The 13,584-nt window shown below is 55.8% G+C and carries 5 protein-coding genes and 1 pseudogene; 2 read left to right on the plus strand and 4 right to left on the minus strand.

Translation table 11 applies throughout. The features are described 5' to 3' along the window. Both BSF44_RS30505 and BSF44_RS17605 read left to right on the plus strand, forming a co-directional pair. On the plus strand, window positions 1–1,895 hold a 1,895-nt coding region (locus BSF44_RS30505; protein WP_178081857.1), incomplete at its 5' end, for a hypothetical protein. Between the two features lie 473 nt (window positions 1,896–2,368). Beyond that, complete coding sequence (locus BSF44_RS17605) at window positions 2,369–5,914, plus strand: Ig-like domain repeat protein (protein WP_141250046.1); 3,546 nt, start codon at window positions 2,369–2,371, stop codon at window positions 5,912–5,914. 58 nt (window positions 5,915–5,972) lie between these two features. Here BSF44_RS17605 and BSF44_RS17610 read toward each other — a convergent pair. From BSF44_RS17610 to BSF44_RS17625, 4 genes and pseudogenes are all read right to left on the minus strand, one after another. Continuing rightward, window positions 5,973–6,278: pseudogene (locus BSF44_RS17610) on the minus strand (aliphatic nitrilase); the annotation flags it as partial. A 403-nt stretch (window positions 6,279–6,681) separates the two neighbouring features. Beyond that, window positions 6,682–8,970 carry an autotransporter outer membrane beta-barrel domain-containing protein gene (locus tag BSF44_RS17615; RefSeq protein WP_095944586.1) on the minus strand — a complete coding sequence of 763 codons (2,289 nt, stop codon included), beginning with the start codon at window positions 8,968–8,970 and terminating at the stop codon, window positions 6,682–6,684. 233 nt (window positions 8,971–9,203) lie between these two features. Continuing rightward, window positions 9,204–11,153, minus strand: coding sequence for a hypothetical protein (locus BSF44_RS17620; RefSeq protein WP_095944587.1), 1,950 nt, complete (start codon window positions 11,151–11,153; stop codon window positions 9,204–9,206). 227 nt (window positions 11,154–11,380) lie between these two features. Beyond that, on the minus strand, window positions 11,381–13,291 hold the full coding sequence (locus BSF44_RS17625) for a hypothetical protein (RefSeq protein WP_256589098.1): 1,911 nt from the start codon (window positions 13,289–13,291) through the stop codon (window positions 11,381–11,383). Between the last annotated feature and the right edge of the window lie 293 nt (window positions 13,292–13,584).

A 13,584-nucleotide genomic window follows, 5' to 3' on the forward strand; every position in this document is an offset into this window, starting at 1 on the left:
GCACCTGGTTCGCGCAAAAATACTGGCCAAGACCGGTCGCCAAAAGCTACTTCAATGAATTGGCCGACGGCAGCCGCTTGACGCTGAGCTTCAAGGCCGCGCTGGATAAAAGCAATGTCGAGGCCAAGGCGCTGGTGTTCGCGGATCAGGTCTATACGATCAAGGCCTTCGAGGTGGTGACGCCGACGATCACCAAGGCCGAAGACTCCAAGGGCGATGAAATTCCTCAAAACGGCACCACCGCCGACACCGCCGTCACCCTCACGGGGACCGCCAGCAAGGGCCAGCAGGTCGAGGTGTTTGACGGCACCACCTCCAAAGGCAAGGCGACGGCCGACCTCACGACCGGTATTTGGACCCATCCCATGACGGGCCTGAGCCTGGCCGCCCACAGTTTTACCGCCAAGGCGCTGTATGGCAGTGGCCAGGTTTCAACGCCGCCACGCACCCTGACCGTCACGGCTGTGGCAGCTCCGACCATCACCAAGGCCGAAGACTCCAAGGGCGATGAAATTCCTCAAAACGGCACCACCGTCGACACCGCCGTCACCCTCACGGGGACCGCCAGCAAGGGCCAGCAGGTCGAGGTGTTTGACGGCACCACCTCCAAAGGCAAGGCCACGGCCAATGTCACAACGGGAATCTGGACCCTGACCGTCAGTGGTCTGGCGGTTGCTGCACACAGCATCACCGCCAAAGCACTCTATGGTGCGGGCGCCTCGTCAGCGGCAAGAACCTTCACCGTCACGGCCGTGGTGGCCCCGACGATCACCACGGTGAAAGGCTCGCCCAGCAATGCCGACATTCCGGCGAACGGTTACACCGTGGAAACCGCCGTGGTCTTGACCGGTACAGCGAGCAAGGGCCAACAGGTCGAGGTGTTTGACGGCACCGTTTCCAAAGGTAAGGCCACGGCCAATGTCACAACGGGAATCTGGACCCTGACCGTCACCGGCCTGGCGGTTGCTGCACACAGCATCACCGCCAAAGCACTCTATGGTGCGGGCGCCTCGTCAGCGGCAAGAACCTTCACCGTCACGGCGGTGGTGGCCCCGACGATCACCACGGTGAAAGGCTCGCCCAGCAATACCGACATTCCGGCGAACGGTTACACCGTGGAAACCGCCGTGGTCTTGACCGGTACAGCGAGCAAGGGCCAACAGGTCGAGGTGTTTGACGGCACCGTTTCCAAAGGTAAGGCCACGGCCAATGTCACAACGGGAATCTGGACCCTGACCGTCACCGGCCTGGCGGTTGCGGCGCACAGCATCACCGCCAAAGCACTCTATGGTGCGGGCGCCTCGTCAGCGGCCAGAACCTTCACCGTTATTCCGACGCTGGTGATTGATCCATCTCCTGTAAGCTTGAACGGAATCCGTTTGAAGGCTCAAGACTGGCCGAAAACAGGAGCTGACGCGCCTGGCACTACAGCAACCAGGACTGCGACCGGTGGCCGGCCTGCATACACTTACTCGTCTAGTAACCCCTCCGTGGCATCCGTTAATCCATCTAGCGGGAAAGTAAAAAGCGAAAAAAATGGAGTTGCCACAATTACTGTGGCCGACCAAAGCGGTCAACGTGCTTCCTACAGCGTCAACGTCTCGAACGTATATGACTTAGTTGTAAACAACAACTTAATTGACTGGACGCAAGCGTACCAGTGGAGGGATGCAACAGGTGTACGAATTCTGACTAGTAGCATGGCGAACGCTCTATTCATCGAGAATATCAATACAAAGGCACCCTATCCACTTGCGTTCTACTGGCCAGGAGATACGCAGGATTCCATGGCTTGCCCAGCATACCAAGGAACGATATTCCAAAAAGCCGCCGGCGTTATTCATTGCCAAAGTATCTACGATAGAGCCGGGGCTTGGGGGGTAAAGAGCACTTGACTTTTTAATGAGCGATATACGCCCCCCCATATACCTTAGATACTATGAACAGACGTCCACCCGTTTACAATCGTTTCCCGCGTTTGCTTGCCTTAAATAGGAAGCGATGAAACGGAAAAACGTGAGTCCATCTCAAACACCATCCCCATACGGCGATGGTGTTTGAGGCTTGCTCCTAAAGCTGGCGATTTTTCGATGGAGGAAGATTAACAAAGCGACTTATTGCGCGGGATAATGCCGTCCCAGGAAAGTGCTCCCCCCCGCTCAATACGTCCCACATAGGTTTTGCCTGGATGCTTCTCCAGCCTCAAACAGCCGATTGATGGTTCGAGCTGCTTTGCGCTACCCCCTACCACTCATCGAAAACCCACCCCAACCTGTTATTTCTGACAGTAGCCAACACCTCCGCCCTGGGGCCCAATCGAACGATCTATTCGTACCTGAATAGCATCACATCGACGAGGGCTTTTTCCATGTCGCATTTCCGCTCGTTTCTGTTTCCGGTTTTCCCGGCCGCCATTTCCCCTCTTGCTCTACGCCCCTTGCTGATTGCCGGCATGACGCATCCGGTCGTTGACGGTGACGGTGGCCTCAACATCCACGCCGTCGAAGAGTACCCCGAAGGCATTTTGTGTGCCGTCAACGCTTACAGCTTTCCAATGCTCGACGGCGATACGCTGGATATCTACTGGGGCACCGAGAAGCTCCTTACCCGGATTGTCGAGCCAGATGAAATCGACAAGACCGTGTTTTTTTTCCTGCCTGCCGAGGCTATCGTTTCCGGCTGGGTCGAGGAGGTCTACTACGTGCTGACCCGTCAGGGTGAACCCGTACCCGATGATCCGGCCGTGCCGTTGCGGTTGTTGGTGAAACTGGATCGGCCGGCCGGGCGCGACAAAGACCCTCATCTACCGGGCCATTCCGAATTGCATATTGCGCAACTGCCGGAAGACGTGATCAAAAACGGCGTGGATGCCGAGTGGGCGCAAAGGGGTGTGCCCATGACCATCGGCGTGTACCCGAACATCGCCGTGCGCGATGTGGTCCAGGTGAAATGGGGCAGCGCTTATCTGGCACCTCACTTTGTCACGACGGCACAAGTTGATGGCTCCGAGCCTATCGTGATCACCGCCACGCAGGCCGACATACTGGCGGGCGGCGACAGCGCGGCACTGATGGTGCAATACGAGGTCCACGACGAAGTCTGGAACTACTCCGAACAATGGTCGCAAGCCACCACCGTGCGGGTGGAGGCAGGCGCCTGGCGTCTGGACCCACCGATGATCCGGGAGTCGGACAACGGTGTGATCGACCTCAAGAAACTGAACCAGAAAGACGTGACAGTACAAGTCCTGGTCGTGGGCACTGATTTCGACCTGGGCGATACGGTCACGATGACCTGGATCGGCACGCCGCTCACTGGCAACCCGCTGATTCATACCGAATCATGGACCGTGGACAACATCCCCAGTGTCAAGGATTTCATGGTGCCTTACGCCGAGGTCCGCGCCATCGCCATGGGCTCGGCCGACGCCTCCTACGTCCTGACCAAACGCAATGGCGGCCCACCGCTCTCCTCCAAACGCGCCTTCGCCAGTGTGATCGGCGATGTGTATGCGCATCCGGCACCGACCATTCGGGAGCTGGTCGGCAACCTCCTCGAGCCTGACAACTCCATTGCCACCGTAGACATCACTTACCCGGGAATGACCAACGGCGACTTCATCAACCTGAGATGGCTGGGCACCCGATCCAATGGTCAGCCCTATGTCCATGGCGAGGAGTACACCGTCAGCAAGGGGGACGCCGAGCGCAAGAAGATCACGATTTACGTGCTGAGTGAACACATCGCCGTTCTGGCTGACGGCAAGCTGGACTTGTCGTATGTGGTGTCCAACGATAAAGCGGTAATTTATGGGGTCAGCGAGTCCGAGCACCTGCTGGTCGATGTCAAGGCCATCCGCGCCACGCTGCCGGCGCCAAAGGTAGTGGAGGCCGACGACGACGTGCTGGACCCGTCAAAAATTTTCGATAACGCCACGGTACGGATCGAATACCTTGGGACACTCAAAGGCGACATTCTGACGTATTACTGGACGGGTATCAGCGCTGGCAGCAGTACCAGCGACTGGCTACCGATCACGTCCGTCATTGCGGGCAAGCCGGTAAACTTCCGGGTCGACGCCTGGTTTGTCTCGGCCAACATCGGGCAGTACGTCAAGGTCAGGTACACCCTCAAACACGCCGGCACCGGCCTGACGAGTTACTCGGCGACGCTGAATCTGTTGATTGGTCAACTGGTGGGAGAGCTTCCGCCACCGAGGGTGATTCAGGCCCCGGATGACGAGCTTGATCCCATGAATGCGACCCAGGGCGTGGACGTATCGGTCGAATACGCAAACATGGATCCGGCACTGGACACCATTGCCTTGAAATGGCGCGGCACACCCGGTGCGGGCACATCGGAAGATCTGGAATTACCGGCAGACGCCAGTGGCCGGGTGAAGTTCTCTCTGCCGTCCTCTGTCGTAGGGCCGAACATCGGTAAAAGCGTTGCAGTGTCCTATGAGGTCAAGCGCTACAATTTCTGGAAACCCTCCGATTTGCTGACCCTCAATGTGTTGAGGTTTCAAGATCCCGATAACCAGCTTCCGCGCCCACAAGTGCCCCAGGCCCCCAACGGCATCCTTGACCTGATGACCTTTGCCGGCGACGCCAGAGTCACTGTCGATAAATGGCCATTTATCGCGCTCAAACAACGCATCTGGCTAAGGCTGCAAGGCAAGACCGTTTCCGGTGCGACTCACACGATTGAACTGCTCGACGGTACGGAGATCACACAGACACAACTCGCCAACGGCCTCAATGAAACCCTCCTCAGATCCGAACTGTTGAAACTGGGTCACGCTTCACCGGCGACGGTGATCTGCAAGGTTGCCTTCGATGGCGACTCGCAGGAACACACGGCCATCGAGTTTCCGCGTCTGGCGCTGACCGTCAAAACCCGGTACGACTACCTGACGCCGGAGATTACTGACGTGGCTGACCCGAAAGGTACGGTGGGCGAGGGCGAATCCACTTACTTCAGGCAAGTGACCATCACCGGGACGGCGACGCGGGGCGAGAAGGTTGAACTGTTTGACGGTTCCACGTCACTTGGGCCAACCGATGTTGATAGTGCGGGTATCTGGACAAAGGTGCTGAGCAATCTGGTCGTGAAGGGCTACCACATTATCGCGCGCGCCCTGTATGACGCAGCCCCGGTGGACAGTCTGCCAAGGACATTTTCAGTGGCCGAGAGCGTGACGCCGACCATTAATACTGTTACTGACGCGGGAGGCTCCGACATCAAGAATGGGGAGCACACAACGGAACCGTCCGTGGCTATCAGTGGCGGAGCCACCGGTAACGTCACGATCAGGCTCTATGACGGCAGTACCTTCCTGCGGGAGGTTCCCGTTAACAGTAATGTTTGGGATCTACCCCAAACAACTTTCAACCCGGGTCTTCATACAATTACTGCTCACAGCACTAATGGTTCGGGACTTATATCCCTCCCGCACAGTTTCACCAGCATTGCACCACTCGTGCGCGACTTGACCGATTTTTCCAATCAAAACTGGAATGGCTGGGCAGGCGGACCTGGTGTGGATCCCCGCGATCTGTTACTGGTCAATATCGGAGGCAACTGGGTATTCCAAAACTACACTCATACTGAAAAGTCCAATGGTGTCATCATTAAAAAGACCCTGAACAACTTGCGAGCAGGCCGCAGTTATCGGTTTTCCCTCAAGATCATTCGGGTCAATGGACGATACGAAGTACCAAGAATATCGATCAGAGCCGCCGACAATACGGTTGCAGGCCCGACCAATATCACTTCGTTGACCAATTGGATAACCCTCTCAGGCACCTTCGTTTCTACCAGTATGCAAATCGTACTGGATGTCTACAGTCATGTCGCAACGGGCCAGGGTAACGACTATCAAATTGACGATATCGAGATCGTTCCATTGTAAGTTGTAGAGCACGCCACCTCCCCCCTGCGATGAGCGGGGGGGGGACTTTTTTTCTACCCTAACCCAACACCTCCGCCAGCCCGCTCTCTTCAACCCGCTTCGGATGCGCACTGCGTTCGTGCACATGGCTTTGCGGTGTACGGTCAATCAGCAGGCTCAGCAGTTCCGGGCGGCTGTAGTGGCCGCGTGAATCCATCATGCGTTTGCGCTTGTCGATCAGGCCCATGTCGAGGTCGGCGATCACCTCGCCCTCATCTTCCTGCAACGAACCCAGCACCGAGCCATTCGGGCTGATGATTGCGGTATAGCAACCGCCGGAAATCGGGCCGATGGCGCAACCGGTATCAGCCATGATCTGCGCCTGTTATTACGGCACGGGGTGCGGTCAATCAGTCCTTGAGCTACACCGTAACCGTCACGGGTGTTATCCATTGCGTGGGCTTGGGAAGGAGCACATGGGCCGGAATCAATACAGCAGCCACTCAAGCTGGGGCGCGGATACCCAGTCATGCTGAACTGTATGAACTTCATCAGGCGTATGGTTCACGCTGGCCCATGGGCAATGCACTTTATTGGTCGACAACCCCCGGTCCCATTATTTGGCCATTTCAGAGCAAAAGATGTATGAACATTGTTACTTCCGCGAATGGCAACGTTCCTGAACAAGGGGGTAGCACCGCCCTCGGTGTTGGATTTAGATAATCGCTCATAAAAAACGCCTCGCACATTGCGAGGCGTTTTTTTTTGGAACCCTTCACACCAAGCGTTTAAAAACCCCAACGAAACCCCACATTCACCCCATACGGCTGTTCGATGTTCTCACCGTTGCTGTAATCGAAATCGGCATGCACTTGCACGTCCTTGGTCACCGCCAATGCAACGCCCAACCCCAGCAGCCCGCGAGTGCCGGACAAATCGTTGTTGAACTGGTTGTCGTGGTTGACGGTGACGCGGTTGTTGTTGATGAACTCTTGCTGCACGGCGGCACGCACATAAGGTTGCGCGATCATGCCGTTGTCCAAGTTGAAGGTACGGCCGGCGGTGGCGCCGGCTTCGCCGAGAACGGAACGTGCACGATCACCGTCGGCGTTCATGCCGTTGTCCAGGTCATAGTCGCTACCTTGAATCACCGCGGTCGACAGTTTGGCGTACGGCTCGACGAAGTAGCCCCTGTCCAGCTTGATGTTGCGCCCGAACTCGGCGGAAGCGCTGATGCCGGAGCTGCGGTAGTCGCCCTTGCTGCGCGAGCCGTCGCTCATGCTGACTTTGGCTTCATTGTGATAGCGGTTGAACCTGAGCGTGGCGTCGAAGTAGTACCCCGTCTCGGCGTCCAGCCAGGTCGCGTATGGCCCCAGGTAGTAGCTGTTGATGGTCCCGGACGTGCCCTGCTCGACGTTCAGGTCGGAATCGCTGTAACCGGTCATGATACCTGCCAGCCACTGGCTCTCGCCCAAACGCACATCCGCCCCCAGGGACAGGCCTTGCTGGGTTTGCTGATAGGCCACGCCGGAACCGGAAGACACGTTGTATTTGTTGCCGTAGCCACGCATCCAGAAGCCGGTTTTACCGCCGTTGAAACGCAGTTCGCCCATGCGGCTGCGCAGCGATGCACCCTCGGCATACAGGATGGTGATCGGTGCGTTGAACAAGGCCAGCACCGAGCGCGCGCCAGGGCTGACGGTCTTGGTGGTCGGGTCGAGGAACCATTCTGTCCCCCCTGCCCCCGTGCTGCGCTGGGCCAGGTCGTAGGACCAGGTACCCACGTCGACCGCGCCACCTTCGAGCGAGAATTTCGCATCGCCCGCCGCGGTGTGCACCAGGGTCAAGGCCTGCGGTGACGCCGCGTCCAGCCCGGAGGCGGCCACGGCCAGGCCGAAGTCGCCCGTCGCCACACCGGTAACGTTGAGGAAGTCGCGGTTGCCGGTGGCGAAGTCACCCTTCATGGCAAACACACCGTTGCCCGCCAGTGTCCCGACATTCAATTGATAGTAGGTAGCCGGGGCACCCGCCGCGCCAAAGCTGACACGACCGTCATTCATGGCCAGTGTGCCGATGCTGTCGTTGCCGGTGAGCGTCCAGTTCGAACCGCTGTTGATGGTGACACCGTTGGCCTTGTCGAGGCGGCCGGTGAGGGTCGAACCGTTTTGCAGGGTGACGTTGGCCGTCGAGGCATCATCGACCTTCACCACATCGCCGACCATGTGTCCGCCATCGAACGTCAGGTTCGCAGTGCTGCCACCGTCGACGCTCACGTTGCCTTGCAGGGTGCTGTTGGCCACTTTCAAGGCCGCCGTGGAGGCCCCTTTTATCATCAGAAGTTGGTTGTCTTTCCCTTGCAGCGTGGAATTGTTCAGCACTTCGATATTCGCGCTGATACCGGTATCCACCACAATCGCCGCGCCGTTACGGCCTGTCACGCTGGCGTTGTCCAGGACCAGCGAGTTGTTGCCCAAGCGAGACGGATCGCGGGCCATGCGCACACCCGCCGCATCACCGCTTATGCGGGTACCCGCCGTCGCGCGCACATCACCACCGAGGATATTCAAGCCAACGCTGTTGGTGCCTGTTCCGGTGATTTCGGTATTGATAAGCGTAAGGGTACTCAAGCCTGTGACTTGAGCGCCGGCGTCACCCCCGCGGTAAAAACCACCTGTGGCGGTTACCGTCGAGCCTTGCGTCGAAGAACTCAGCCGATTGACCGCCAGAGCCAGGGTATCGCTGGTGACGCTGGCCTGGTTGAGCGTCCCTTGGCTATTGGTAATGGTGACCCCTTCGATACCGCTTCTCGCCGTAATGGTCGCGCCATTGATGTTCAGTGTCGACCCACCGGTCGCGGTAATCTCATTGGTATTGGCGCCTGTGACATTGAGCACGCCGTTGTTGCGCACCAGGTAGTCAATGGTTGGCGTCGTTGCATCGATGTCCAGCGTGGTGTTATCGACGATGGTCGCTGCCAGTGCGGCAGGGCTCAGAAAAAAAAATGCCGGTATGGCTACCAGCATTTGAAATGGGCCTGCGAAGGCAGGTTTGTGCGATTTGCTATTGCCGATGTTCATAAAATGGCTCCGATTGATCAAGGCCTCACGTCTTTCATGAAACAGCGCAAAAGACTACGAGGGCAGCAGACAATACCCAGTACTTGCAAACATGAATGTAGGAGTAATCCTTTTTTAGCCGCGAGTAATTCCAGGGTTCATTCCGAAAGCTCCGTCATCAGAGACTTGTTCAACGAAAGACCCCCGAAAGCGGAAGGCGCATGACGCGCCTCCCGCCGGCTATTCAAATCACCTTAACGTCGAGTGATCTTGCAAGTGCCGCCATCACCCGGATCGACCAGGTAAACCCTTACCAGATGTGGAACGGAGTCTACTGGGCGACCGTCGATAACAGCGGTGTATCTAATGTCCCCCCAGCCATTCTCGGTTTCCAAAATAGGGGCATAAGGGATTTTCACGATAAAACCGTTGATTGCTTCTTGTTCATTGGGGGTATACGTAACATCAAGGTCCGTGCCAGGTTTCACCGTACCTGTATTGTCGGTATAACCCTGATATTTAAAAACCAGATCCTGATCTTTAAGTTGAGGTTCTCCACCTGCAACCAGCACTTCGACAACAGTGCCTTTCACAGGATCCTGACGCAATGAACCGCAGTTCAACCAGTCAGTGAAGTCCGGATCAAGGTTTTGAAACTTTGCCTCTGGAACAACACCGGGAACAATCTCGACATCAACGTCCTGATTAGGGGAGATGTCTTTGTTTTCGTTTACATCCGGGTGTGCGATTTCGTAGTTTACAAGAATTGGATTTCCGTTGCCCCCGTCGGCGACAACACTCCAGTCAGTGGTCCAGGTAATTCTGGCTGGAGGCACCGGAACCGGTTCCTCTACTGTATATACACCACCATTGGCTGCCGGTACAGGAACGCCCTTCCAGACAAGTTGAACTTCATCGTTCACTTTCGCCCCTTCGTAAATGACAACCGACACATCGACGTCCTGATCCTTGTCAGCTTCTGTCAACTTGTTTGGATCATTACCACCCTGCCCTTGAACCGTCACCAGAGCAAGGTTCGGGTTAACAGGGCCTGGATTGTCCGGGTCAATAACGCCACCCGGTTTCCTCAAGTCTACATCGACTTCCACAGACAGTGGAGTTGACGGATAAAGAAGCGAGCCACGCTTGATTTGATACTCAACCGTGACCGTTTTTTCACCAGCATTACCATTGAAAACATCTTTGAACAGTACATTCGCGTAAACGGGAAAGCTGACAATCGGTTTGGGTGCTTGTGGGATACCGTCCCATGTCACCAGCAATTGATCATTCGGCATGAAGTTGGTGTATTCAACCTTCATCCCTACGCCTACCGGCGTCTGGGCATCAGCCAAATCGATCAGGCCGTCCTCGTACAGCGGAATATCCGGCGCCAACAAACCTACTGGCGGATCGGTCAACGTGACATTCAATTGTTTGAATAGAGAAACTCCACTTATATAACCTTTGCGGTTGGTGATGTAGTAAAAGATCGCATGCGGCCCCTCTTCGTCCCCCACCACAGCGGCAGTCAATTTGTCGGAGACTACCGGAACGTTGGTGTCGGTCCGTGTAATCTCATCAAATTTCCTCGAAAGTGGCAATGACTTACCAAAATGGAGTTCGATGACATCGCCGATTTTTCTGCCTGAATACTCAGGTATGGTTAACTGCACATTACCATTTTCGTCCAGGTACTTCTTGGTAATACCGTCACGCTCCACCTCCGGTGGAACTATTACCTCACCATTGGTCTCTGGATGGGTTGTATCAACATTAATAGTCAGTGGTGTCACTGTAGTGGGGTTACCACCTTGCACCAGGTGGTAACCGAGTTGATGGGTTCCGGGTTGATTGCTCAAATTTTCCGGCAAATTCAAATCAATTTTTAGAATATCAGAGTCCAGCGGTGTCGTATAGGTAAAACGTGTTCCCACCCGAGTTTCATCCCATGTCAGTTGAATAATCCCCGGAATACCACCAGGCAGGTCCGCAACGTCTGGCCTTGGCACTTCAACCTTGAGTTCCACCCCTTGATACATGCGATGCAGTTGATTAGGCAGATCATCAGGGGTGTTCGGCAACAATGGATTATCGGTATGCAGGTTGGGTGGACCCGCAACAACTTTTGGGCTTGAGAGGCGAATTTTTTTATAATTCAACCGGCTTTGTTGTGCGGACGTGATTTTCTCTAAACTTGACATATCTCAACTCCTACTCAATAAACGGGCTTTACCTGCCCCAGGTATTTCAACCAAGCACATGACTGACAACAGCCACGTGCAACTTAAAAACATCAAACGCATACAGACAGCACCTCGAAAGGCACGGCTTTCAACTTTCAAACCATTTATTAACGTGCAGGGTTACGCACCACGAAAACTGGAACAAGCACGTTAAACAAACATCAGCTTTTCAATGACAGAAGCGATTACTTATCGCAGGGCTCCTGACAAGTCTCATTCGTCGGCGAACACACTTCGCCACTGGGCATGGTCCTGTTGATGATGACGAAATCTTTCTTGGAGACGCCCACTGCGCCATTGAGCTTTTTCAAGTCGTAATAACAAAGGGCGGAACCATTGTTGACCATGGGTGCAATCAGATTTTCATAATCAGCCACATGAACTTCGAAACCATTACGCGCCTGATCCAGGTTCAACTTCGTGGCGAATGTGTCAACGACGCCGGGAATGGGGGATGTGCCATTCGTCCCTTCACACCCTTGCCAATGCAGGGTCACGACATCGTTCTCATCGAATGCCGGATTACCTTCCACTTTCACCCAAACCCCCTTCCAGAGCCTCGGGCATGCACAGCAATTGAGAACACCGTATTTACCCGCATGAGGGAACGACGGCTCTTTCAGGCCCTCGATGACCACAATCAAGACACGGACCGAGGTGATACGCGCTTGCTGCAGATTGATACCGTTGCTGGTGGTGTAGTAGACCGGCAGCGCCGGGTTGTCCCGGTCCTGGTCAATCGCAGACCAGGGGATTGTGATCGGCACCCTTTTTCCCGCCACGTCACCGGACTGGACGATGTATTGCGCAACCGGTGTGCTGATCGACCCCCAGTACAACTCGATCGTCTGCCCGGGTTGTGGATCGTCAAACAAGGTCAGAAATGCCTCGGCATCTTCACCAAAATCCTCGGAGAGCAAGGTGTTCAAGGTCTGGGATTTGGCGCCATACACCTCAAGCAGGGCCAGCGTGGCGTTCAGCAGCGCTGGCGCATTGGCATGGTCCTGCCCGGCCACGGTCAAATCCATCGGCACCCGCGTTTCAAGCGATGACGGCGTGTCTCCACTGCCGCGTCGCACCTTGTAAGTGATGCGCGCCGTCATTGGGCCCAGGCCATTGGCACGCAGCACCGACCAAGGCACCGGAGCCACGAGCGGGAACCGTCCGGGGTCGACTGCCAGCGGTGCCAAGGGGTTTTCATCCCAGTCGATCAACACCTCATCGCCCACAGCCGGATTGTCATAGGCATCGATTTCTACCGTTACCACACCTTGGTCCACCGCACCTTCACGAGCGTGCTGACGGTCTATCAATCCTCTGGCCGACAACGGCACGCGTGGCGGCTTGAGATTACCTGGCGCCGGGAGCAAGTCGACGAACAGCGGTAGAAATGTCGAGCGGGGCCCACGGTTACCGGCCCAGTCTCGCAGCCGGTAAAAGATGTAACGTGGCCCGGGCCCACGATCCCGAATATCTGCCTCATACATCGTGATAATCAGTTGATCATTGTCGATATCTTGCTGGCTGAAGGCCTGCTCGCGAATTTCGGGTTCCGAATCCGGTGGATTGGGATTATCCGACCAGTAATAAATCGCCCGATCACGAGCCTGCACATCCACATAAGTCGGGACCTTGAAGCGAACTTGCCCGTGCTCGGTCAAATAGTCGTCAGTGATGCTACCCACGACATCCAGCATTTGCAGCGCCAAAGGTTCCTGACCGTCGTCAGGTTCAACCCGGTCGACCGTGATTTTCTTTTTACCGGATTCAGCCGAGTTGCCCCCGATAATGAGTTTGTACGACAGGTCATAAATACCGTGCACCAACTTATCCCGTGGTACCGATACGATCTTGTCCCCTGGCTCAATGGGGATGGGAAATAGAACTCTGCTGACTTCAAAAAAGTCTTGCCCTACCGGCCTCCAACCAACGGCAACAATGTCTGCGCCAAAAGCCGGATCGGTGGAAAAACTCCATGCCGGTACAGTGACCTGCAGATGACTATTCAAAACGCTGCGCGGTACCAGCCCATCCGCACTTTCATTGCCGTCCTCGTCTTTGAGAATGACCGGAACGATAGGCAACGGAAGGGCCATACCATCCTCGCCGGGGTTTGGCCCGGTACGTTCTGGGTCTATCGGAAATTTCGGGGACGGCATCGCAGATACTCCGTGGCAACGAATCAAGTGCAATGCGCCTGGACAGTGAATCACGTGCAAAACCGCCTTCACGGTCATCACATCGGCGCATCTGATGGGCTTAATTAAATGCCTGTCCGCTGATGCTGCCTACTGTCAGAAATAACAGGTATTGCGACCGTTCATCGTAAAACCACCCTCAGACCACCCGATTTTGCCCATAAAAAACCCGCGCTCCCGTTTGATCGGGA

It is taken from the genome of Pseudomonas sp. ACN8 (genome assembly GCF_002303925.1).
Lineage (GTDB): Bacteria > Pseudomonadota > Gammaproteobacteria > Pseudomonadales > Pseudomonadaceae > Aquipseudomonas.